Below are 24,206 nucleotides of genomic sequence, written 5' to 3'. Positions count from 1 at the left end.
GCGGCCTATCGCAAACGAGAAATGGAACGATGCTGGGGAGGAAGGGGCCGGGGTCCCTTTCCGTGGTTTCTGAAGATGAAGATGAGGCTGCGACCTCATTTGCCCGCCGACCCCCGCCCCAATCTCCGTCATCCTCGGGTCAAGGCCGAGGATGACGGCGCGGGAGTGAAGGCGCATTGCCTTACGCTTCCGTCATGCCGGGCTTGATCCGGCATCCAGAGAGTCCTTCTCGCCCGAGGACTTGGGCGCGCTGGATCCCGGCTCAAGGCCGGGATGACGGAGGTGCAGGAAGGCCGCCCTTAAAGCCCCGTCACGCCTTCGACTGACCAATCCCAGTTGTAGAGTTCCAGCTCGGTCATCTTCTGGCCGGCGGCGACCTTCACATTGCCCTTGGAGTCCTTGAGTTCGCCGGTAAACGGCGACCAGCCGCCGAGGATCTTGTCGCGAACCGCGTCAGCAGCCTTTCCAACTTCGGCCGGAACCTTCTCGCCCCAGGTATCGCGATCGACGCCGGAGCCCATGGCGAACAGGGTTTCGGACGGCGTCCACTCGCCGGCGAGACGCTTCTTGACCTGATCGACATAGAAGTCCTTGAAGTCGATGATGACGGACGAAACGTAAGCACTGGGGCCATAGCGGCGAATGTCGGTGTTCCACATCGCAGCCCAGACGCCGCGCTTTTCGGCGACCTGCAGGTATGCAGCCTCGTCCATGATGCCGAACAGGAAGTCACAGCCGTTGTCGACCAGCGCCGTGCCGGCCTGGCTTGCGGCCTGCGGATCGAACCACGAGTTGATAACGATAGTCTGCAGCGTGGCGTTCGGGTTGACGGTGCGCGCGCCCATCAGGAAGGCGTTGGTCGAGGCATAGACCGAAGCCACCGGGAAGGACGCGACATAGCCGAGCTTGCCGGTCTTCGACAGCATGCCGGCGGCAACGCCGATGACATAGGTCGGATACCAGTGGGCAAGGTAATACCAACCGAGATTGTCCATCGTCTGGTGACCGTTGCATTCCATGAACGCGACTTCCGGTGCGCGGCGTACGACTTCATGCAGGAAGTCGCCGGTCGACGAGGTGTCGAAGATCATGTTTGCGCCTTCAGACACAAACTGGCGGTACGTGCGGGTCGCGTCGGCTGAGTACGGAACGTTCTCGACTTCAATGACCTTCTTGAGCTTCGGAAACTTTTCCTTCACTGCGAGCAGACCCTGATGATGGCTCCAGGTCCAGCCTTCGTCCGTGATCGGGCCGACATGGCCGAAGCCGACGACCGCGTCTTCTTCCTTGACGGCCGGCAGCGGAGCGGCGGCCATGGCCGGACGCATGAGGCCAGCAGGAAGCATCAGCGAGGCACTACCGGCAGCGGCCATGTTGAGGAAGCCGCGACGGGAAAGATTACGCAAGTCGATCATGTGAACCCCTTAGTTCTGGTTATAACGCGCCTATGACGAAAAGCGGGTTTCCATTCGCTCACCGGGACGCCATCCGTTCAGAAACGCAACAACTGTGCCAGTCTGAACCCGCATCGGCCAAACGACCCGTAATGCGGAATGCCGGGAAAAGCTCACCCTCGGAGACCTTGACGATCGTCAACCGGAGCCATCCCGCCCATCCCGGGGCGAACATCCGCCAACCCTCGGAAAAAGCCCGGAAAATCTCTCGTACGACCGAAGAACCCGCCTTCTGTTTCTGACCTTTCCAAATTGCCGATGTTTCGAATAGTCGTAAAAACAGGGAGACCATGGTGCGTGAAAGGCAACATCTACGGCGAAAAAACCGCTTGAAACCTGATCGCGCCAAAGGCTAGATTGATGAAATACAAGGCATGCATACAATTTGTGCAAAAGCACAAAAGACAACCAGAGGAACAGAGCAGCTTGCACGACAGACAGGAAACCGGATCGGAAGCGAAAACTCGCCCCGCACATCCCAGTCCAGGCAAGGCCCCGGCATGAACCGCGCCGTGGATTTCGTGTTCAGGGGCCAGTTGGACTGTGACAGCTTCATCGGCTTTGTGCGCCATCGCGCCGGTCGGCTCGATCTCGACCTGCGCATCGATGACTGCAGCGAGAGCGCGGTCGCCGTCCATGTCGCCGGGCAGGAGGATCTGGTCGACATGTTCGAGATGGCCTGCAGCCTCGGGCCTTATGATTGCATCGTTCTGGATGTCAGTCGCGCGGAGAGCAGACTGACGCCGGTTCGACAGGACTGATTTTTGAAGGGGATTTGAAGATGAGCAAGGAAACGGGTTGGGTGCCGGTGGCGCTCTCCGCATCGATCGAAGCAGGCACATCGGCCGGCGCGGTGATAAACGGCGCGGAAATTGTCGTATGGCGTGACAGCAAGGGTGCGGCGCATGTCTGGGAAGACCGCTGTCCCCATCGGGGCATGCGCATGAGCTTCGGCTTCGTGCGCGGCGATCATATCGCCTGCCTCTATCACGGCTGGGCCTATGACACCGCCGGCCAGTGCCAGCACATCCCGGCCCATCCCGACCTCGAAGTGCCGAAGACCATCAAGATCCCCACCTACGCCGTGGAAGAAAACAGCGGCCTCATCTGGACGGCGCTAGCCGCCGATGCCGATGTGGCCGGCGTTCCGGATCTCGGTGCCGTCGTGCCGGTCCGCAGCCTCTATGTCGATTGCTCCCTCGAATTCGCTCTGTCGGTTCTGGAGAAGGCCGAGCTTCCGGAATCAGGCTCTGCTCCCGCCCCTGCCTCTCTTGAAAAGCTAACCGCCAATTGCTGGGCGCTGACCGCCGGAACCACCCGGCTTCTCGTCGCCGCACAGACCGTCGGCGCGGCGAAGACGGCACTTCACATCCTGATCGACGACACGGACGGCAAGGCCGCGGCACTGCGCGCACCCGTCGCCCGCTGGGCCGAAGCCCTGCGCGGCACACTGGAGGCCTCGGCTCCCGGCGCGCTCATGGCGGAGGTTGCCTGATGTCCGCAATCACGCTCTACAATTACGAACTCGACGACAGCTGCTACCGCGTTCGCCTTCTACTTTCCATGCTCGGCAAGGATTATACGACCTATGCCGTCGACATGGTTCCCGGCCATGAGGAAAAGAGCCCGGCCATGCTGGCGCTCAACCCGCTCGGAGAGTTGCCGGTCCTGACGGACGGCGACCTCACGCTTTACGGTACTGAGGCGATCCTCGCCCATCTCGCCAAGGCTTATGACGCCTCGGGCGCGTGGCTACCGGCGGATACCGCCGCCTTTGCCGCAACCATGCAATGGCTGACCTTCTCGGCCGCAATCCTGCCGGATGCGATCACCGCCCGCAAGGTCGCGCTGTTCGGCCTGTCTGGCGATCTGGAAGCCCTGATAGCGTCCGCCCGCCGCGCCTTCCGCATCATGGACGACCACATGACGCTTCGCCAGTTTGATGGCATCGAATGGTTCGCCGGCACCGCGCCGACGCTCGCCGATCTGACGCTGTTCCCGATCTTCGCGCTGTCCCGCGACTTCGGCATCGATCACGACGAATTCCCGGCGCTCCGCCGCTGGATCCGCCGCTTCCGCACCCTGCCCGGCTTCAAGACCATGCCGGGCATTCCGGATTATCACTGAGGCCTGACGGCCTTCTGAAGGAAGGGCATGGCCCCCTCCCCAACCCCTCCCACAAGGGGGAGGGGTAAAGCAGCGGCCCCGTCGCAAGATCGATGAGGATAAGGCAGCTTTGAATATTGACCTCCCTCGACAGGGGGAGGACACGAATGAACTTCCCCGCCTTGTCGCATCGCGCTGAGGCAGAGCCCCTCCCCCTGCGGAGAGGGGTTGCGGAGGGGACTTCAGATCAATACTCGGCCCCAGAAGGGACAGGAGACACACATGCCACCCATCACCCGCTTTTCCGTCGCCCCGCTTGCGACGATGACCCGCAAGCTCGCAGACGTCGCGTCCGGCCGCGTTTCGCCCGATCTCGTCATCACCGGCGCCCGGGTGCTTTCCACCTATTCCGAGCGCATCCTGCCCGACCGCGAAGTGTGGATTTCCGGCGGCCGCATCGCCGCTGTCAAGCCGGTCGGCACCTACCGGAGCGGCTCCGCTAAACTCTATGACGCCAGGGGCGGCATCATCGCTCCCGGCCTCGTCGACCCGCATATCCATATCGAATCGAGCATGGTGACGGCCTGCGCCTATGCGGAAGCGGCCCTCCTGAACGGCACCACCACCATCTTCTGCGATAGCCACGAGATCGGCAACGTCATGGACGTCGCCGGCGTCGAGGCCATGCTGGAAGACGCCCGCCATGCGCCGCTTTCCATCTTCCTCACGGTGCCCTCGACCGTCCCCGCCACCTCGCCGGAACTCGAAACCGCCGGCGGCGACCTGACACCGGAAAAGATCGCGGCCCTTTTCGACAAGTGGCCGGAAGCAGTGGCCCTGGGCGAGAAGATGGACTTCGTGCCGGTGACCATGGGCGATGAACGCTCGCACGCCATTCTGGTGGCCGCCCTTTCGCGCGGACGGCCCGTATCCGGCCATGTCTACGGCCGCGAATTCGTCTCCGCCTATGCCGCATCGGGCGTGACCGATACCCATGAGGCCATCGACCGCGACATCGCCGACGACATGCTGGAAGCGGGCATCTGGCTCTTCCTGCGCGGCGGCCCGCCGACCACGCCATGGCACTCGCTGCCGGAAGCCATCAAAACGGTGACCGAACTCGGCTCCTCTCACAAGCGTATCGCGGTGTGCACCGACGACCGCGACGCCGACGACCTTCTGAACTTCGGCCTCGACTGGGTGGTGCGCGAAGCCCGCAAGGCCGGCATGACACCCGAACAGGCCTGGGCCATGGGATCGCTGCATGGCGCCACCCGCTTCGGCATGGAAAACGAGATCGGCGGCATGGGCGGCAGCCGCCGCGCCGACCTCGTCATGCTCGACGACGACCTGAAGCCGGTGAGCACCTGGTATGGCGGCAAACTCGTCGTCGATCAGAAGAAGATCACGCCGCTGCTCGACGAAACCCTGTCCAAGCCGTGGCGCTACCCGGAAGCCGCCTATCACACGGTCAAGCTGCCGAAGGCCGTGAAGCTGACGCCGGAACTGCCGACCGAAAAGGTCGTCGCCAACACGATCAAGACCGAATTGCCCGGCATCATCCTCGGCCATGTGAAAGTCGAACTGGAACCCGCTAACGACTGGCAGACCCATTTCGAACGTCACGGCCTCTGCTTCGTCACCGTCATCGAGCGTCACGGCAAGTCGGCTGGGAACGTCGCCCATGGCCTGCTTTCCAACTTCGCCCTGAAGAGCGGCGCGGTCGCCTCTTCCGTCGGTCATGACAGCCACAACATCATCATCGCCGGCACCAACGAAGCGGACATGCAGGTGGCGCTGCGCGCCATCGAGGAACATCAGGGCGGCGCATGCGTCGTGCAGGATGGCAAGGTCACGGCCATCGTGCCGCTGCCGATCGCCGGCCTCCTCTCCGACAAGCGGGTGCACGAGGTGGCCAAGGAAGTGCAGGCGCTCAAGGTCGAATGGGAAAAGGCCGGCTGCACCATTCCCTACATGGGCTTCAACCTGATCCCGCTCTCGGTCATCCCGGAAATCCGCATCACCGACATGGGCCTCGTCACCGTGCCGCAGATGGAAATCGTGCCGCTCTTCGAGAGCCCGGAGGCCTGACAACCATGGACCCCTACCGCCTCGGACTGGTCGCCACCCGCATCCACTATTTCCAGCTGGTGGCGCGGCTTGGATCGATCCGCCAGGCGGCCTTGGCGCTGAACGTCGCCCCCTCCTCCGTCAGCCGCATTCTCCGGCAGTTGGAGGAGGAGCTCGGCACCCCGCTTTTCGAACGCGTTCGCCAGCGCCTCAAGCTGACGAGCGCGGGCGAACTTCTGCTCTACCACGCCCGCATTTCGCTCTCCGAACTCAACCGCGCCTGCAACGAGATCAACGATCTCCACGGCCTGCATCGCGGCACGGTTTCCGTCGCCATCGTCGAAAGCGTCGCCCGCGGCCTGATGCCGTCAGCACTCGAGGCCTTCTGGAGCCGTCATCCGGCGATCACCGTCGACATCAAGGTCATGGGATCGCAGCAGGCGGCCAATGCGGTGTCCGATGGCGAGTGCGACCTCGCCGTGGTCTTCGACATCCGCGTGCCGCGCACGGTGCGCCGCATCGCAACGGCATCGCTTCCGCTCGGCGTCCTGGCCCTCCCCGGCGGCGAGATGGCGAAACGCACCGAACTCAAGCTGTTCGACCTCGCCAACGAGCGCGTCATCCTGTCGGACTCCAGCCTCACACTCGGCTCCTCCGTGGAAGAGGCCTTCAACCGTTCGCTGGTCGATCTTTCCCGCCGCTCGCGCACCAATTCCATCGGTCTGATGGTCGATCTCGCCAAGCGCAATCTCGGCACGGTGTTGCAGACCCGCGTCGGCGTCGAACAGGAACTTGGCGAGGGAACCCTGAAATTCGTGCCGCTGGTCGATAGCCGCCTGCCTCCGCGCAAGCTCATGCTGCTTTCCCGCTCGGAAAAGGAAATGTCGGATGCGGCGTCCGCCCTCGGCAAACTGCTGGAACAGGCGATAGACCGCATGGTTCATGCGCCGGCCCCATAGATGTTGCACACAGCGCAACGATATCGTCAAAAAAATCCGTCTATTCGAAACACCTCCGTTTTGCGAACCTCGCCGCGAAATGAGGGCAAGCCATGAAACAATCATCCGTTGACGCCGTGATCCGCGGCCTCAAGAAGGCGGGCGTCAGCATCGTCTGCTATCTCCCCGATTCCCTGTTCAAGGAACTTTACCCGGCGCTCGACGCCGATCCCGATATCCGCACCATCCGCGTGACCAACGAAGGCGAAGGAGCCGCGATCTGCGGCGGCGTCTTCCTTTCCGGCAAGCGCGCGGCGCTGATCATGGAAAATTCCGGTCTCAGGGCTTCCGTGGAACCGCTCGCCCGCATGGGCCTCGGCGCCGGCATCCCGGTCGTCATGCTGATGAGCTATCGCGGTGAACTCGGCGAAAACAACTGGTGGGCCATTCCCCACGGCATCACCATGGAGCCGGTACTCGATGCACTGCGCATCCCCTACCGGGTCGTGCGTGAAGAAGAGCAGATCGAGCAGTCGATCGTCGACGCCTACAACTGGTCCTACAACGCCTATTACCACTCGGCCATCGCGCTCGGGGGGAGCATCGTCCGATGAAACGTTTCGACTGCATGAAGCTTCTGGCAGAGCGCCTGAAGGACGAACTGGTCATCCTCTCGCTCGGCGCCTCCGTCGACGAATGGTACAACGCAGCACCGCACATGCGCGAGGCAAGCCTGTTCCAGCAGCAGCTCGGCTGCGTCACGCCACAGGCCTTCGGCCTCGCAGCCGGCCTTCCCCATCGTCGCATCGTCTCGCTCGATACCGATGGCGGCATGATGTTCAATCTCGGCATCCTCGCCACCCTCGGCAACGAGCAGCCAAAGAACCTCTTCGTCGTCGTCTGGGACAACGAGTGCTACCAGTCGATCGGCGGCCCGCCGACCCACACCGCCTTCGGCCGCGTCGATATCGCCGCGATCGCCCGCGGCGCCGGTGTCGACAACGCCTATACCGCCCGCACGCTCGAGGAATTCGAAGCCCATTGCGAGGCCGGCCTGAAAGCCGACGTTCCCTACATCGTCGTCGCCAAGGTCGCCGGCACAGTGCAGCCCGACATCAAGCGCAAGCATTCGGACGGCCGCGAGGACAAATACATCTTCGTCCGCCATGTCGAAGCCACCGAAGGCATCGTCATCATGGGTCCGAGCGAGCATAACTGACCCTCACCTCGGAAAGAGCACCCATGCCCACCACCGTACCGACCCGTCCTCTCGAAAAGGCCTATGATTACATCATCATAGGCTCCGGTTCGGGTGGCTCGCCGGTGGTGCGCCGCCTGATCGACGGCACGGACGCCACGGTACTTCTGATCGAAGCCGGCGAACCCGGCATCGGCGTCGCGGAGATCGACGATCCCCGCGAATGGGTGCCGCTCGGTCGGAGCCGCTGGGACTGGGGCTACAGCTACACTCCAACGCCCCGCGTCAATGGCCGCACCATCGGCATCCCGCGCGGCAAGGCGCTCGGCGGCTCGTCCGCCATCAATGCGCTCATGTGGTATCGCGGCAATCCGCTCGATTACGACGTCTGGCAACAGGCCGGCTGCGACGGCTGGTCCTTTGCCGACTGCCTGCCCTTCTTCAAGAAGGCCGAAGACTGGGAGGGCGGCGAAACCGCCCTTCGCGGTGCCGGCGGTCCGCTGAAGATCACCACCAGCACGAAGCTGCACCCCATCGCCCAGGCCATGCTCGATGGTTCACCTGAACTCGGCATTCCGGTGATCGCCGATCCGAATGGCGAGAGCAACGAAGGCGCCTGCCCCTCCAACTTCAATATCGTCGATGGCAAGCGCTGGAGTTCGGCGAACGGCTACCTCTTTCCCGTTCTCGGCAACGAGCGCCTGACCGTGCTCACTGGCTCCCATGCCATCGGCCTTGTCGTCGAAGGCGGCCGTTGCACCGGCGTGCGCCATCTGGTCGACGGCAAGCCCGTCGAAACCAGCGCCACGACACAGGTCGTGCTGGCGGCGGGCGCCATCGACACGCCGCGCCTCATGATGCTCTCCGGCATCGGCGATCCGGCCGAGTTGAAGCGCCTCGGCATTCCGCTCGTTCATGCCCTGCCGGGCGTCGGCCTGAACCTGCAGGATCACCCGCTGGTGCAGGCCTGCGTCTTCCGGTCGAAGGTGCCCATGGGCGAAAAGCTCGACAATGGCGGCGGCACCATGCTGAACTGGAAATCGCGGCCGGATCTCGTCCAGCCCGACGTCCATTCCTTCCCCGTTCAGGGCAACAGCGCCGAGCCGCGCCTGCGCGAACTATACGACATGTCGGGAGACGTCTTCTCCCTCGGCGCCGGCCTGATGCATTCGAAAAGTATCGGCTACCTGAAAATGCTTTCCGCCGATCCCTTCGGCCCGCTGGACATCCAGCCCAACTATCTCGCGGAAGAGTCCGATCTCGAGGCGCTGGTCTCGGCGGTCTACACCATCATGGACCTCGCCCAGACCTCGGCCTTTGCCGATCTCTTTGCAGGCTTTGCCGCACCGGACCGCAAGCTTTCCCGCGCCGACGCCGTCGAGTTCGTCCGCAACGGTTGCTCGACCTTCTTCCACACATCGGGAACGGCGAAGATGGGCAAGGACGACATGGCCGTCGTCGATGCGCGTCTCAGGGTCCACGGACTGGAAGGTCTGACGATCTCGGACGCCTCGGTGATCCCGGTGATCCCGACCTGCAACACCCACGCCCCCGTCACCATGATCGGTGAACGCGCCGCCGCCTTCCTGATGGAAGCGGCCTGAAACTTGCTTTCGTTCCGCGATGGCGCGGAAGAAAACGGAGATGACATGACTTCGAGCGGAATGATCCTGGCTGGTGACTATCTTCTCACCATGGATGACAAAAACAGCGTCATCACCAAGGGTGCCGTGGCGATGGAAGACGGCCGCATCCTCGCCGTCGGCCCGCTGGACGAGATCAGCGTCGCCTATCCGGCCTTTGCGCTGAAGCGGCTTGATAACACCGTTCTCATGCCGGGCCTCATCAACGCTCATGCCCATTCCGGCTTCCTGCGCGGCACCGCCGAACACATGGCGGTGTGGGACTGGCTGACCATGCATATCAACCCCATGCATCGCATGCTGGAACCGCACGAGGCGGAGGCTGCCTCCTTCCTCTGCTATGCTGAATCCGCACTGGCCGGTACCACGACGGTGGTCGACATGTGGCGCTACATGGATGGCAGCGCCCGCGCCGCAGAAGCCATCGGCACGCGCCTCGTCGCCGTCCCCTATGTCGGCGAACATGTCGACTACGATTATTTCGACACGCTCGACATGAACGAAGCCATGATCGAGAAGTGGCACCGCAAGGCCAATGGCCGCATCAATGTCTGGGTCGGGCTCGAACATCTTTTCTACGCCGACGAGGACGGCCAGCAGCGGGCTATCGAGATGGCGAACCGCTACAACACGGGCTTCCACACCCATTGCTCGGAAGCGGAAATCGAGGTCGCCGAATTCATCGAGCGATACGGCAAACGCCCGATGTTTGCCCTGAAGGACCTCGGCTTCTTCGAGACACCGCGCACCATGCTCGCCCATGCCGTCTGGCTGGATCAGTCCGAGGTCGAACTGATCGCCCAGCATCGCGTGTCCATCGCCCACAATCCGGTTTCCAACATGAAGCTCGCCTCGGGCATCGCCCCCATCGCCGACATGCTGGCGCTTGGCGTGCCTGTCGGCCTCGGTACCGATGGCGAGAAGGAAAACAACAACTTCGACATGTTCGAGGAGATGAAGACCGCCTCGCTGCTCGGCAAGCTCCGTCATCGCGACGCCGCCGCCATGGATAGCTGGCAGTGCCTGCGCATGGCGACCATTCTCGGCGCGAAAGCCATCGGCCTCGATCACGAGATCGGCTCCCTTGAGGCCGGCAAGCGGGCCGATATCATCGCCGTCCGGACCGATACGCCGCGCATGACGCCGCTCTTCGGCGAAGGCCCCTACTTCAACCTGCAGCACAATCTGGTCCATGCCGTTCGCGGGGGCGATGTCGCCATGACCATGGTTGACGGCCAGATCATCGTGGAAGACGGCGAACTCGAAACCGCCGATATCCACACCATCATCAAGGACATCCACAAGCTGGCCCCCGGCCATTTCGCCCGCCGCGCCGAATGGCTTGCGGAAAATCAGGGCGGCACCATGCAATGGACCAAGAAAGAGGAAACAGCGGCATGAAGACCACCGATCAGGTCGCCCTCAACGACTGGTATGCCATTGCGACCGCGAGCGAACTGACGGTTCGACCTGTCACGACCCGCCTGCTCGGGCAGGATATCGAATACCGGATCTCGGAAAGCGGTTCGCCGCTCGTGCGCGAAATCCTCGATGATGGCGCGCGCGGCCCGGCTCTTCCGGTGCAGGTTCGCTACGGCTGCCTCTTCACCTCGCTCGGCACCCCGGTGAAGGACATCGTCCACATAGAGGAAGCCGAAGAGGAAGATCGTCGTTTCGTTCCCTGCGGCTGGGTCACCATGCGCGCCTCGGGCCTGCGCGTGGTGGAAAATTTCCTCGACATGGCGCACTTTCCCTTCGTTCATACCGATATCCTCGGTTCAGAACCCCATACCGAAGTCCCGACCTACCAGAGCGAAATCCGCCGCGACGTGGACGAGGTCTGGGCCACCAACTGCACCTTCTTCCAGCCGCGCATCGCCGCGACAGAAGACAAGGGCGATTTCGTTCACCTGACCTACAGGGTGCCCTCCCCCTTCGTCGTCATGCTCTACCGCGTCTGCCCGACCTCGCCGAACCGGCTGGATGCCATCGCGCTCTTCATCCAGCCGATGGAGGAAGGCCTCTGCCGGGCACAGCCGGTGATGTATCTGGTCGACAGCGTTTCGAGCCACAAGTCACTCCTGAACTTCGAACAGGTCATCTTCCTGCAAGATCGCATCATCGTCGAAAACCAGCGCCCCCTGCTACTGCCGCTCGAACCGCGCGCCGAAATCCCCACCCGCGCCGATTCCTCCTCCATCGCCTATCGCCGCTGGCTGAAGGAAAAAGGCGTCCGCTTCGGAACCACCGCCGGGGCGGCGTGATGAAGATGGCAGAGGCCTGGCTTACCCCCCTCTGTCCTGCCGGACATCTCCCCCTCAAGGGGGGAGATCGGATGGGGAGGTGCCTTGCCCCCCTCAAACGCCAAGCTAAGAAACTGCCCCTCCAACCCTTCGAAGCCGCAAGAAACAGGCAACGCGGTTGTCCCGAGTCGATCTCCCCCCTTGAGGGGGAGATGTCCGGCAGGACAGAGGGGGGTAACCGCGCACAACAGTGCGATCAGTCCGAAGCGCCAATCACATCGACGAGCACCGGCAGGACCGACAGGGATAGCACCACCCTCCCCAGAGAGTACGCAGCATGCGCATCCTGACCCCCGCCTCTCCCGAAGAAGCCCTCTCCCTCGCCGCCTCCCATCCCGGTAGCTTCCGCTTCGTCGCCGGCGGCACGGCGCTCCAGCTCGAATGGGCAAAGGGCCTTGCGAAACCGGAAGCGATGATAGACCTCTCGCGCCTTCCCGGCATGAGCGGCATCGAGACCGGAGCGCGAGGCATCCGCGTCGGAGCGCTTGCGAACCTGAACAGCCTGCTTTCTGCTTCCGCTATCGCATCCGGCCTCCCGCTGCTGCATGCGGCGCTCAAGATCGTCGCCGGCCCCTCGGTGCGCAATCTCGCCACCATCGGCGGCAATATCGCCGGCCGCACCGGATGCCTGCTGCCCGCCCTTCTCGCGCTCGACGCCAGACTGGAGATCGCCACACCATCGGGCCTGACGACGCTTCCCCTCGAAGACTGGCTGACCCGCCCCGCCGACCAGCTTGCCTACCTCGCCGCCGTGCACATCGCCCCGCAGGATGCCGTCGACCGCCACGTCTTCCGCAAGACCGGGCTGCGCGCCGCCTTCACGCCAAGCGTCATCAACGCCGCCGCCCGGCTGAGCGTTGCAAACGGCGTCATCTCGCACGCACGCCTTGCAGTCGGCGGCGGCGTCGTTCCCGCCTCCCGCCTGAAGACCGTCGAGACCCTGCTGACCGGTCAACCGCTCGCCGATATCGATTGGACCGCCCTGCACGCCTGTCTTCTCGACACGATCGTCGCTCCTGATGACGATTTCCGCACCGGCACCTATCGCCGCCGTGTCGCCGCCAACGCCATCGTTCACGGCCTCGGCGGCCAGCTGCCGGGACGCAGCCTGTTTCCTGCCGCCCGCCCGCCGCAACCAGCGGAAGGTCTGGCCGACGAAACCGAACTCTCCCACGCTCTGGAACCCGCGCGCTGGCATGTCCGCCCGGATGCCCGGCCAAAAATCCGGGGCGACATGGCCTATCTCACCGACCGACGACAAGACGACATGCTCATCGGCCGCGTCCTGCGCGCCGGCATTCCCCATGCAAAGATCCTCTCCATCGACACCAGCGCAGCGGAAGCCCTGCCCGGTGTCGCAGCCGTCGTCACCCATCGGGACGTGAAGGGCCTCAACGGCTTCGGCATCGTCGTGCAGGACCAGCCGGCCATGTGCCGGGAGAAGGTGCGTTATCGCGGGGACACGGTCGCAGCCGTCGCGGCAGTCGATGCCGAAACCGCCGAAAAGGCGCTTTCCCTGATCCGCGTCGATTACGAACCGCTGCCGCCGGTCGATGACATGGAAAAGGCACTCAACACCGATACCGCGCTGGTCCACGAACAGGGCAATCTCCAGCGCGAACTGTTCTTCAATCGCGGCGACATCGAACAGGGCTTCGCCAATGCCGTTCACATCATCGAAGACACCTACGTCACCCCACGCCAGATGCACGGTTTCATGGAGACCGAGGGCGGTTACGCCTTCGTGGAACCCGACGGCACGCTGAACGTCTTTGCCGGTGGCCAGCATGGCGGTCGCGACCGGTTGCAGCTATCCCGCATCCTTGATCTTCCCGAGGAAATGATCCGCGTCGTCACCTCTCCGACAGGCGGCGCCTTCGGCGGCAAGGACGAACTTTCCGTTCAGCCGGCGCTAGCGCTCCTTGCGTTGAAGACCGAAAAGCCCGTCCGCCTGCAGCTCTCCCGCGCCGAGTCCGTGCTGGCCGGCCAGAAGCGCAATCCGATGACGATCCGCATGAAGACAGCCTGCGATGCCGATGGAATGCTGCTCGCGCAGGAGGTCGAGGTGCTGGCCGATGCGGGCGCCTATGCCTCGCTCGGCCCCGGCGTCTTGGAAACCGCGCTGGAACACGCGACCGGCCCCTATGAAGCGCCGCATATTTCCACTCATGGCCGCCTCGTCTACACCAATAACGGCATCTGCGGCGCCTTCCGCGGCTTTGGTGCCAACCAGATGACCTATGCCGTGGAATGCCAGATGGACCGGCTGGCGAAGCTCTGCGGCCTTTCGCCCTTCGAAATCCGCGCCCGCAACATGCGCGTGCCCGGCACCCCCGGCTATCTCGGTCAGGAAGTCTCCAGATCAGAACGCGTCGTCGAAATGCTCGCCGCCGCCCGCGCCTCAGATATCTGGGCGAAACCGCAGGGCATTTCCGATGACGGCGAATGGATCGTCGGCACCGGCATGGCGATGAACTATCAGGGCAACGGCCTCGGCTCCGTCATCCCCGACCCTGCCGGCGGCCGCCTCGCGCTGACGAAGGACGGTTTCATCGAAGGCGCCTATGGCCTCGACGAGATGGGGCAAGGCCTCCTCCCGCTCATTCAGGCCACGATTTCGGCCGAACTCGGCTGCGCCCGCAATGACGTGAAGCCGCTGATCGGCGATACTCGGCTTGCGCCCGAATCCGGCTCCACCACCGCGTCGCGCGGCACCTATGTCGTCTGGGCCTCGGCGAAGAAGGCCGCCCCCGAATTCTCCGCAAAGGTCCGCACCGCCGCCGGCGAGATCCTGGGCCGCGATCCCGAAACCCTCGCATTCGCCCCCGGCGGCCTTGCCGAACGCGGCTCCAACAGCGGCGAGATCCTGATTTCCTATCGCGACCTTGCCGGTAACATTCCCGAAGCAGACCTGCCGAGCGTCACCGTCACCTACGAGTTTCCGAAGACCGACTATTCCGCCGCCAATGCCCGCTACATCTTCGCCTTCGGCGCAGCGCTCGCCCGCGTGGCGGTGAGCCGCGTCACCGGCGAAATCCGCGTGCTCGACCTGCATCAGCATTCCGCCGCCGGTCCGGTGATGGACCTTGCCGCCTATCTCGGCCAGCTCGAAGGCGGCGCGGTGCAAGGCCTCGGCTTCACGCTCACCGAGGATGCGCCGATGCGGGACTGTTCCTACCTCACCGCCAATCTCGATACCTACATGCTGCCCGGCATACAGGATGCGCCGCAGACCATGCGGGCCTTCGCGTTGGAAGGCCTCGACCCCGGCGATGATCTCGGCCCTCGCGGCTCCGGCGAACTCGGCATCGGCGCGGTCACCCCGGCCATCGCCAACGCGGTCGCCGCCGCCATCGGCCACTGGCCGGTCACCACGCCCGTTCCGCCCGCCTCCATCCTCGAGGTCATGGAGTTGCCCGCATGACCATGACCACCACCTTCACCCTCAACGGCAAACCGGTCACCGTCGATTGCCAGCCTGAAACCCGTCTCGCCGATATCCTGCGCGACCGGCTGACACTGACCGGCACCAAGATCGCCTGTTCCGTCGGCCGCTGCGGCGCCTGCACCGTGCTCATCGGCGGCAAGGCCGTAAACGGCTGCCTCATCATGGCCTGGCAGATCGAAAACGCCGATATCGTCACCGTCGAAGGCCTCGACGCCCATCCCCTCGGCCCCGCCATTCGCGCCGGATTGGAGGAGGAAAACGCCTTCCAGTGCGGCTATTGCGCGCCGGGCTTCTCCATTGCGCTGACCGCTTTGCTTACGGAAAATCCCGATGCAGGCGAAGAGGAAATCCGTTCCGGGCTGGAAGGCAATATCTGTCGTTGCACCGGCTATCACTCGATCATTCGCGGCGCGCTCAATGCCGCCCGCCGCATCCGCGAGCAGTCGCTCGCCATCGGAGACTGACATGACCATCACCATCAAGACGCCCGAACCCCGCAGCGACGGCGCGAGGACCTTCCTCGCCCGCCGGCAAAAACAGATCCTCATCGACGGCGTCTGGCGGGATGCCGGCATCGGCCACCGCTTCGAAACCTTCGATCCGGCATCCGGCAGGCTGCTCGCCGAACTCGCCGAAGCCACAGCATCGGATGTCGATGAAGCCGTCGCCAGCGCCCGTGCCGCGCTGACCTCGAAGGAATGGAAAGGCATGACGCCTTCGGCACGCGGCAAGCTTCTGTGGAAGATCGCCGAGCTGATCGACGCCCATGTCGAGGAACTGGCCGAACTGGAAACGCTCGATCAGGGCAAGAGCTTCAAAACCGGCCGCTTCGGGGAAATCCCCGCATCGGCAGAACAATTTCGCTATTTCGCCGGCTTCTGCACCAAGATCCTCGGCACGACAATCCCGACTTCGATCGCCTACCAGCCGGAGGGCAAGCAGATCTTCGCCTACACCACGCGGGAACCGGTCGGCGTCGTCGCCGCGATCACGCCGTGGAACTCGCCCATGCTGATGGCGGCGATGAAGCTTGCGCCCGCGCTCGCCGCCGGCTGCACCGTGGTGCTGAAGCCCGCCGAGGAAACCTCGCTCACCGCCATCCGCCTTGTCGAACTGATGCTGGAGGCAGGCCTTCCAAAGGGGGTCGTCAACCTCGTCACCGGTTTCGGCGAAGTGGTCGGCGCAGCCCTCACCGCCCATCCCGATGTCGACAAGGTTGCCTTCACCGGCTCGACCGAAGTCGGCAAGCTGATCGTCTCGGCCGCTCAGGGCAACCTCAAGAAACTGACGCTCGAACTTGGCGGCAAGTCGCCTGCCATCGTCATGCCGGATGCTGACATGGCGCTCGCCATCCCCGGTGTCGCCCGCGGCATCTTCTCCAATTCCGGACAGGTCTGCGTTGCCGGTTCCCGTGTCTATGCCCACCGCGCGGTCTATGACGCGGTCGTCGAAGGCCTGTCGAAAGCCGCCTCTGCCCTCACCCTTGGCCACGGCCTCGACACCGGCACCGATCTCGGCCCGCTGGTCAACCGCAAACAGGCCGACCGCGTGGCAGGCTTCATCGCGGAAGGCCGGTCGGCAGGCGCGGAGATTACCTCCGGCGGCAACCAGACGGGCGAATTCGGCACCTTCTTCGAGCCGACCGTGGTCACGTCGGTTCGCCCCGACATGCGCATGATGCGCGAAGAAATCTTCGGCCCCGTCGTCGCCGTCACCCCCTTCGACGATCCGGAAGAGGCCATTGCCTACGCCAATGACAGCCCCTACGGCCTCGCCGGCAGCGTGTGGACGCAGGATCTTTCCTCCGCCCACCGGCTCGCCGCCCGGGTGAAGGCCGGCACCATCTGGATCAACTGCCACTCCTATTTCTCGCCGGAACTGCCGAAAGGCGGCCACAAGCAATCCGGCTGGGGCTACGAAAACGGCGCCCCCGGCCTCGACAACTACCTGGAAATGAAAACCGTCTGCGCGGTGATCTGAAGATTTCGGGAAGCTGCCCGGTGTCTTTCAGCGCCATCCGGTTTCATTGCCCCCCACCCCGCCCTCTCCCCGCAAGCGTGGCGAGGGGGACGAAACGCTGCGGCTTGTCCCTTCTCCCCGTTCACGGGGAGAAGGTGCCGGCAGGCGGATGAGGGGCACCGTGAACCCGATACTGGAGCGCACCCGTCTCCGACTTTCGGCCGGGATGATCGGCCCGGCCGGATCATGCTAAGCCTTCCAGCGAACACCGTTCGGGAGAAACGGCGGAATGCGGAGGACCAGCATGGATTTCAACCTGAGCGATCAGCAGCAGGCTTTCGTCGACATGGCGACGGAATTCGCCGACGACGAACTGGCGCCTTTTGCGCTGGAATGGGACCAGAAGAAGCACTTCCCGGTCGACACCTTGAGGAAGGCGGGAGGCCTCGGCCTCGGCGCGATCTGCGTGGCCGACGATGTCGGCGGCTCCGGTCTCGAACGGCTGGACACCGCTCTCATCATCGAGGCGCTCGCCACCGGCTGTCCGACGGTCGCCGCCTATATCTCCATTCACAACATGTGCGCGACGATGATCGACCGCTACGGCACGCCCGAGCAGCGCGAGGAACATCTGCCGGCCCTTGCCACCATGGATGCGCTGGCGAGCTACTGCCTGACGGAGCCCGGCTGCGGCTCGGATGCAGCAGCACTCAAAACCCGCGCCGTGCGCGATGGCGACGATTACGTGCTGACCGGCCAGAAGCAGTTCATCTCCGGCGCCGGAACAAGCGCCCTCTACATCGTCATGGCCCGCACCGGGGAGGACGGGCCGAAGGGCATTTCCGCCTTCCTCGTGCCCGGCGACGCAAAAGGTCTCACCTTCGGCGCCAACGAAAAGAAGATGGGCTGGAACGCCCAGCCCACCCGCGCCGTCATGCTGGATAGCGTGCGTGTGCCGGCAAACCAGCGGCTCGGCGCCGAGGGCGAAGGCTTCCGCATCGCCATGTCCGGGCTCGACGGCGGCCGCCTCAACATTGCCGCCGCCTCGCTCGGCGGAGCGCGTGCGGCGTTCAAAAAGGCGACGACCTATGTTCAGGAACGCAAGGCTTTCGGCCATGCGCTTGCAGATTTCCAGTCCCTGCAATTCACCCTTGCCGACATGGCGATAGACCTGGAAGCGGCACGCACCTTCCTCTGGCGCGCCGCAACCGCACTCGATGACAAGGCGTCAGATGCCACGGTTCTCTGCGCCATGGCCAAGCGGCTGGTAACCGACCGTTGCTTCACGGTTGCCAACCAGGCCTTGCAGCTGCATGGCGGCTATGGCTATCTCGCTGAATACGGCATTGAAAAGATCGTGAGGGATCTGCGTGTGCACCAGATCCTCGAGGGGACCAACGAGATCATGCGGGTGATCGTCGCCCGCTCCATTCTCGGAAAATAAAGGCCAGAACACACAGGGGGAGACGGAACATGCGCTATCTTTCGGCGGAAATGACGGGCGAGGATGTGCTGACGGGACGACAGGGCAGCCTCGGCCTGATCCTGCTCAACCGTCCGCGGGTGCTGAACAGCCTGTCGCTCGACATGGTGAAGGCCATAGAGGCAGCGCTCGACCGTTTCGAAAAGGACCCCGAAATCGCCGCCGTTCTGATGACCGGCGAAGGCGAACGCGGACTTTGCGCCGGCGGCGACATCCGCAGCTTCTATGAAAGCGGCAAGGCCGGCGACGGACGTGCGGCTGATTTCCTGCGGGCGGAATACCGCATGAATGCCCGCATCGCCTCTTATCCCAAGCCCTATGTGGTCTTCATGGAAGGCATCACCATGGGCGGCGGCGTCGGCGTATCCAGCCACGGCAGCCACCGCATTGTGACCGACACGACAAAGCTCGCCATGCCGGAAACCGGCATAGGCTTCTTTCCCGATATCGGCGCCACATGGCTGCTTGCGAAAGCACCGGGCGAGCTCGGCACGCTGATGGGGCTGACTGGCGAGGCTATCGGTGCGGCCGACACAATCGAAGCCTGCTTCGCCGACTGGTTCGTGCCGGCCTCAGCTCTTGCCGATCTCGCGGAGAAGCTGTCGATCCTTCTGCCCGGCACGACCCACAAGGACGTTTCCCTGCTGGTGGACGCAGCCGCAACCTCGCCGCCGAAAGGCGAATTCGCCGATAACCGGGCTCTGATCGATCGGTGTTTCTGTTTCGACACCGTCGAGGAGATCGAGGCCGCCCTTTCGGCGGAGGCGAACCCGTTTGCCGAAAAAATTCGCTCCGCCATGATGGTGAAATCGCCAACCAGCCTGAAGGTAACGCTGGCGCTCCTAAGAGCCGCGCGCAAATCGCCCGACCTCAAGACCTGCCTCGAACGCGAATTCGCCGCGACCGCCCAGATCCTGCATACCCCGGATTTCTACGAGGGCATCCGCGCCGCCATCATCGACAAGGACCGCAATCCGAAGTGGTCGCCGCCCAGTCTCGATGCCATCGGCCCCGGCATCGTCGAGCCCTTCTTCAGGCCCCATCCGCAACCGCTGTTCGGCTGAGGTCAGGACGGCAGGCGAACCACCATCTCCATTTCGATCTGGAGATCCGGCCCGGCGAGCGCGGCAACGCCGATGCCGGTAAGGCTTGGCTTCGCGCCATCCAGAAAAGCGAGCACGACGTGCATCGCTTCTCCGACCCGTTCCGGTGTCAGGTCTGTCACGTAGAGCCGCACCATGGCGATGTCGCCGGGCGTCGCCCCGACCGCATCAAGCGCCGACCTCGCATTGGCGACGACCAGTCGCGCCTGTTCGGTGAGATCGTCAGGAGCCCTTTCGCCGCCCGGCTGCCACGCCACCTGCCCGGAGATGAAGGCAAGCCGCCCCGGCTCCACGGTGGTAATCTGCGAATAGCCCAGCGCACCCGCATCGGGCAGCGTCGGCGGGTTCAAACGGCCAAGGGTTTGTGTCATGTCTCCGTTCCTTCCTGTCGTCATCGGCGGACCCCAACGCGGATCCGCACCGAACGGCATTGCTATAGCCGGTCGATTGACGAACGGACGTCGACACAGAAGCGAACCATCGGAGTGTTCATGCTGCGCGCCAATCTGAGCGATATCCAGGTCTTCATGGCGGTCGTCGATGCCGGAAGCTTCGTTGCCGGCGGCAAGGCCATGGGGCTGTCGCGGTCGGCAGCGGGAAAGGCGCTTCTCCGCCTTGAAGAGCGCCTCGGAACGCGCCTCCTCAACCGCACCACCCGCACACTCAGCCTGACCGATGAAGGTCGGATCTTCTACCAGCATGGATTGCGGATCTTCGCTACCGTTGACGAGGCCGAAGCAAGCGTCGCCGGAACCACCGGCACACCGCGCGGAGTGCTGCGGCTGACGGTGCCCGATGCCTTCGGGCGGCTGGTCATGTTGCCCCTCATCCGCAGATATCTGACGGACTGGCCGGAGGTGCAGGTGGAGGTGAGTTTCACCGATCGTGTAGAGGATATCGTCGAGGAAGGCTTCGACCTCGCCATCCGGATCGGCGTCACGACGTCCGATTCCCGCATGGTGTCCCGCGTCGTCGCCCGTTTCAGGGCACTGCTCTGCGCCGCGCCCTCCTATCTGGCCGAGCGTGGCGAACCTGAAGATGTCGATGATCTCGCAGCCCATGACTGCCTGATCTTTACCAGCCGAAACCAGCGACAGGCCTGGCGCTTTCCCGGCAAGGATGGCGGCTGGATCAAGGCACCGGGCCGCAGCCGCCTTCGGCTGGACAGCGGGGAAGCGCTGAAGGACGCCGCTGTCGCAGGGCTTGGCATCGCCCTGCTTCCCGATTTCCTCGTGGCAAGGGATCTCGCCGAGGGACGCCTGCGACAGGTGCTTCCAGAGCTTCAGTCAGGCGACGTCAACATCGTCGCGCTCTATCCCGACAAACGATTGCTGGAACCTCGCGTCCGGCGCTTCATCGACCTGATGACGGAAGAACTCCGGCCTTGATTTCAAGCTGATAACGGCGCGATCCGGCGCTCATTCAATCTCATAGGGGTTGGCGTTGCGGACCTTGTGATCCACCACCAGCTTGTGCTTGAGCGGCGGCACGGCGCGGCTCGTGCATTTCACCCGCTCGCAGATCCGACAGGAAATGCCGATCGGATCGAAACCCGCCCGGTTGGAAAGATCGAGATCGTCGGCATAGACGAACTGGTCGGCATAGGAAATCTCGCAGCCGAGCGCCAGCGCATAGCGGGGCTGCGCGGCGCGGAAGCCGAGCGTGCCCTTGTTCACCTGCGTCGCGAGACAGAGATAGCGCACGCCGTCAGGCGTTTCGGCGAGCTGACGGATGATCCGCCCCGGCGCCTCGAAGGCCTGATGCGCATTCCACAGCGGACAGGCAGCGCCGAAGCGGGCAAACTGTAGCCGGGCGGCGCTGTGCCGCTTGGTAATATTGCCGGCCCGGTCGATGCGGGCGAAAAAGATCGGTACCCCCTTCTGACCGGGACGCTGCAGCGTCGACAGCCGATGACAGACCTGCTCAAGCGACGCGCCGAAACGGGCCGCCAGCAATTCGATATCGTGGCGCAGTTCCCGCGCCGCCTGCAGGAAGTTGCGATAGGGCAGGATCAGCGCGCCGGCGAAATAGTTGTGCAGCCCGATGCGACAGATCTCCACCGCTTCCTCGGTGCGGAAACCCGCCGACTTCAGCACCTGGTCGATCTTCGTCTCCGCATGAAGCTGGGCGATCTGCGTGGCGATCTGGAAGTCCCGCGTCGGCGCCGAGGCATAGCGGCTGAGCGTCAGGATGCGTGATTTCGGATCGTAACGGCGGATCGCCTCGTCGCCGGCATCGCCGCGCACCACGCGAACCCCGTGGCGGCTTTCGAGAAAGCCGGTCATCGCCGCGTAATTCTCGCCCTCGCCGAGCTTGAGTTCCGCCGCCAGCCCCTCGGCCATCTGGTCGATGTCGTGGATGTAGTTGTCGACGAAGTGGAAGAAGTCTCGAACCTCCTCGTAGGAGGTCGTCTCGTTGGCGGTCGCGGCTCCCGCGCGGTCGGCATAGCTGGCCAGTTGTTCACCGTTTCGCCGATAGGCCTGGTGACAGTTGATCAGCGCATGGGCGAAGCCCGGCGCATTCTGGGTGATGAGCTTCAGCTCCTGCAGGCTCGGCGAATAGGTTTCGAACAACGGATCCGAAAGCGCCTCCGTCAGCGCCGAAAGCAGGCGGTCGTTCTGGCCGGAGGAAAGTTCGGTGATATCGATCCCGAATTTTTCAGCGAGCGCCAGAAGCACCGAGGCAGAAACCGGCCGCTGGTTGTTTTCGATCTGGTTGAGATAGCTGGTCGAGATACCGATCATGTCGGCGAACTGGGCCTGCGTGGCCGCACTCGCCTGCCTGATTTCGCGGACCTTGCGGCCGATAAAGAGCTTGCCGATCGCCATTTGCAATTTCGCATTTTTCAGTTTGCAAATTTATAAATCCACAATTGCACCTGTTCAATCATTTTCTTTGCCTCGCCAGACGTTTAAGGGCACAAATCATCCTGAAAAGCTTCATGAATATGTCGGGAGGCAGCATGCGAACGGTATTGGAACAGCTCGAGGCGCGTCGCGCCGAGGCGCATCTCGGCGGCGGCCAGCGCCGCATCGACGCCCAGCACGCCAAGGGCAAGCTGACGGCGCGCGAGCGCATCGAGGTTCTGCTCGATGAGGGCTCCTTCGAAGAATACGACATGTATGTCACCCATCGCTGCACCGATTTCGGCATGGAAAACCAGAAGGTCGCCGGCGACGGCGTCGTCACCGGCTGGGGCACGATCAACGGTCGTCAGGTCTACGTCTTCTCGCAGGATTTCACCGTCCTCGGCGGCTCGCTGTCCGAGACCCATGCCCAGAAGATCTGCAAGATCATGGACATGGCGATGAAGAACGGCGCTCCGGTGATCGGCCTCAACGATTCGGGCGGCGCCCGCATCCAGGAAGGCGTCGCCTCGCTCGCCGGTTACGCCGACGTCTTCAAGCGCAATGTCGATGCCTCCGGCGTCGTGCCGCAGATCTCGGTCATCATGGGCCCCTGCGCCGGCGGCGCGGTCTATTCGCCTGCCATGACCGATTTCATCTTCATGGTGCGCGACAGTTCCTACATGTTCGTGACCGGCCCGGACGTCGTGAAGACGGTGACGAACGAGATCGTCACAGCGGAAGAACTCGGTGGCGCATCGACCCACACGAAAAAGTCGTCGGTTGCCGACGGCGCCTATGAAAACGACATCGAGGCGCTGGAACAGGTTCGCCTGCTGTTCGACTTCCTGCCGCTCAACAACCGCGAAAAGCCGCCGCTTCGTCCCTTCCATGACGACCCGGCCCGCATCGAGAACCGTCTCGACACCCTGATCCCGGACAGCTCCAACAAGCCCTACGACATGAAGGAGCTGATCTACGCTCTGGCCGACGAGGGCGATTTCTTCGAGATCCAGGAAGCCTTCGCGCGCAACATCATCACCGGCTTCCTCCGGCTGGAAGGTCAGACGGTCGGCGTCGTTGCCAACCAGCCGATGGTGCTCGCCGGCTGCCTCGATATCGACAGTTCGCGCAAGGCCGCCCGCTTCGTCCGCTTCTGCGACGCCTTCAACATTCCGATCCTGACGCTGGTCGACGTTCCCGGCTTCCTGCCCGGCACCAGCCAGGAATATGGCGGCGTCATCAAGCATGGCGCGAAGCTGCTCTTCGCCTATAGCCAGGCCACGGTTCCGATGGTGACGCTGATCACCCGCAAGGCCTATGGCGGTGCCTACGACGTCATGGCCTCCAAGCACATCGGCGCCGATATCAACTATGCATGGCCGACCGCCGAAATCGCCGTCATGGGCGCCAAGGGCGCGACCGAAATCCTCTATCGCTCCGAGCTCAACGACCCCGAAAAGATCGCCGCCCGCACGAAGGAATATGAGGAACGCTTCGCCAACCCCTTCGTCGCCGCCGAACGCGGCTTCATCGATGAAGTCATCATGCCGCATTCCTCGCGCCGCCGCATCGCCCGTGCCTTCGCCTCGCTGCGCAACAAGCAGCTTGGCACGCACTGGAAGAAGCACGACACCATCCCGCTGTAAGGGAAA

General features: G+C 63.6%; 20 protein-coding genes. 17 read left to right on the top strand and 3 right to left on the bottom strand.

From position 1 onward, the window contains the following. Positions 1–299 precede the first annotated feature (299 nt). Positions 300–1,415 (bottom strand): BMP family ABC transporter substrate-binding protein, encoded by a 1,116-nt coding sequence (locus H4I99_RS07395; RefSeq protein ID WP_163901189.1) that lies wholly within the window; start codon positions 1,413–1,415, stop codon positions 300–302. A 539-nt stretch (positions 1,416–1,954) separates the two neighbouring features. Here H4I99_RS07395 and H4I99_RS07390 point away from each other — a divergent pair. The 15 genes from H4I99_RS07390 to H4I99_RS07320 all read left to right on the top strand — a co-directional run bounded on the left by H4I99_RS07390 (position 1,955) and on the right by H4I99_RS07320 (position 19,666). Continuing rightward, the gene (locus tag H4I99_RS07390) at positions 1,955–2,215 is read left to right on the top strand and encodes a hypothetical protein (protein ID WP_244624971.1); all 261 of its coding nucleotides are present in this window, start codon (positions 1,955–1,957) and stop codon (positions 2,213–2,215) included. Positions 2,216–2,235: 20 nt separating this feature from the next. Continuing rightward, positions 2,236–2,949 (top strand): Rieske 2Fe-2S domain-containing protein, encoded by a 714-nt coding sequence (locus H4I99_RS07385; RefSeq protein ID WP_163901191.1) that lies wholly within the window; start codon positions 2,236–2,238, stop codon positions 2,947–2,949. Next, positions 2,949–3,581: a glutathione S-transferase family protein gene (locus H4I99_RS07380; protein WP_163901193.1), complete on the top strand. Its 633-nt coding sequence runs from the start codon at positions 2,949–2,951 to the stop codon at positions 3,579–3,581. The genes H4I99_RS07385 and H4I99_RS07380 overlap by 1 nt, the downstream gene beginning before the upstream one ends. Before the next feature lie 261 nt (positions 3,582–3,842). Then, positions 3,843–5,651, top strand: a complete 1,809-nt coding sequence (locus H4I99_RS07375; RefSeq protein WP_163901195.1) for an adenine deaminase — start codon at positions 3,843–3,845, stop codon at positions 5,649–5,651. 5 nt (positions 5,652–5,656) lie between these two features. Beyond that, the gene (locus tag H4I99_RS07370) at positions 5,657–6,589 is read left to right on the top strand and encodes a LysR family transcriptional regulator (protein ID WP_163901197.1); all 933 of its coding nucleotides are present in this window, start codon (positions 5,657–5,659) and stop codon (positions 6,587–6,589) included. A gap of 92 nt (positions 6,590–6,681) precedes the next feature. After that, on the top strand, positions 6,682–7,182 hold the full coding sequence (locus tag H4I99_RS07365) for a thiamine pyrophosphate-binding protein (RefSeq protein WP_163901199.1): 501 nt from the start codon (positions 6,682–6,684) through the stop codon (positions 7,180–7,182). Further along, positions 7,179–7,787, top strand: coding sequence for a thiamine pyrophosphate-dependent enzyme (locus tag H4I99_RS07360; RefSeq protein WP_163901201.1), 609 nt, complete (start codon positions 7,179–7,181; stop codon positions 7,785–7,787). Before H4I99_RS07365 ends, H4I99_RS07360 begins: the two co-directional genes overlap by 4 nt. A 23-nt stretch (positions 7,788–7,810) precedes the next feature. After that, positions 7,811–9,370 carry a GMC family oxidoreductase gene (locus H4I99_RS07355; RefSeq protein WP_163901203.1) on the top strand — a complete coding sequence of 520 codons (1,560 nt, stop codon included), beginning with the start codon at positions 7,811–7,813 and terminating at the stop codon, positions 9,368–9,370. A gap of 45 nt (positions 9,371–9,415) precedes the next feature. Further along, on the top strand, positions 9,416–10,810 hold the full coding sequence (locus tag H4I99_RS07350; protein WP_163901205.1) for an amidohydrolase family protein: 1,395 nt from the start codon (positions 9,416–9,418) through the stop codon (positions 10,808–10,810). After that, positions 10,807–11,673, top strand: a complete 867-nt coding sequence (locus H4I99_RS07345) for an aromatic ring-hydroxylating oxygenase subunit alpha (protein WP_163901207.1) — start codon at positions 10,807–10,809, stop codon at positions 11,671–11,673. The genes H4I99_RS07350 and H4I99_RS07345 overlap by 4 nt, the downstream gene beginning before the upstream one ends. Before the next feature lie 316 nt (positions 11,674–11,989). Further along, entirely contained in the window at positions 11,990–15,136 is a 3,147-nt protein-coding gene (locus H4I99_RS07340; protein ID WP_163901208.1) for a molybdopterin cofactor-binding domain-containing protein, read from the top strand. Beyond that, a complete protein-coding gene (locus tag H4I99_RS07335; RefSeq protein ID WP_244624970.1) occupies positions 15,133–15,624 on the top strand; it encodes a (2Fe-2S)-binding protein in 492 nt (163 codons plus the stop codon). Before H4I99_RS07340 ends, H4I99_RS07335 begins: the two co-directional genes overlap by 4 nt. A 1-nt stretch (position 15,625) precedes the next feature. After that, the gene (locus H4I99_RS07330) at positions 15,626–17,140 is read left to right on the top strand and encodes an aldehyde dehydrogenase family protein (protein ID WP_163901210.1); all 1,515 of its coding nucleotides are present in this window, start codon (positions 15,626–15,628) and stop codon (positions 17,138–17,140) included. Between the two features lie 283 nt (positions 17,141–17,423). After that, positions 17,424–18,563, top strand: coding sequence for an acyl-CoA dehydrogenase family protein (locus H4I99_RS07325; RefSeq protein WP_163901212.1), 1,140 nt, complete (start codon positions 17,424–17,426; stop codon positions 18,561–18,563). A 29-nt stretch (positions 18,564–18,592) separates the two neighbouring features. Beyond that, a complete protein-coding gene (locus H4I99_RS07320) occupies positions 18,593–19,666 on the top strand; it encodes an enoyl-CoA hydratase/isomerase family protein (protein WP_244624969.1) in 1,074 nt (357 codons plus the stop codon). Positions 19,667–19,668: 2 nt separating this feature from the next. On the opposite strand, the gene H4I99_RS07315 is transcribed toward H4I99_RS07320, so the two are convergent. Continuing rightward, positions 19,669–20,076 carry a RidA family protein gene (locus H4I99_RS07315; protein WP_163901214.1) on the bottom strand — a complete coding sequence of 136 codons (408 nt, stop codon included), beginning with the start codon at positions 20,074–20,076 and terminating at the stop codon, positions 19,669–19,671. A 120-nt stretch (positions 20,077–20,196) separates the two neighbouring features. Between H4I99_RS07315 and H4I99_RS07310 the strand changes: the two genes are divergently transcribed. Next, complete coding sequence (locus H4I99_RS07310) at positions 20,197–21,093, top strand: LysR family transcriptional regulator (protein ID WP_163901216.1); 897 nt, start codon at positions 20,197–20,199, stop codon at positions 21,091–21,093. Positions 21,094–21,123: 30 nt separating this feature from the next. Here H4I99_RS07310 and H4I99_RS07305 read toward each other — a convergent pair whose 3' ends face one another. Further along, complete coding sequence (locus H4I99_RS07305) at positions 21,124–22,533, bottom strand: helix-turn-helix domain-containing protein (RefSeq protein WP_163901217.1); 1,410 nt, start codon at positions 22,531–22,533, stop codon at positions 21,124–21,126. A gap of 134 nt (positions 22,534–22,667) precedes the next feature. Here H4I99_RS07305 and H4I99_RS07300 point away from each other — a divergent pair, with 134 nt between their 5' ends. Further along, the gene (locus tag H4I99_RS07300; RefSeq protein WP_099060157.1) at positions 22,668–24,200 is read left to right on the top strand and encodes an acyl-CoA carboxylase subunit beta; all 1,533 of its coding nucleotides are present in this window, start codon (positions 22,668–22,670) and stop codon (positions 24,198–24,200) included. The last annotated feature ends 6 nt before the right edge of the window (positions 24,201–24,206 follow it).

Source organism: Paenirhizobium daejeonense, assembly GCF_014280875.1.
Taxonomy (GTDB): domain Bacteria; phylum Pseudomonadota; class Alphaproteobacteria; order Rhizobiales; family Rhizobiaceae; genus Allorhizobium; species Allorhizobium daejeonense.
The sequence above is the reverse complement of the archived record's forward strand: the minus strand, read 5'-3'. Positions and strand labels throughout refer to the sequence as shown.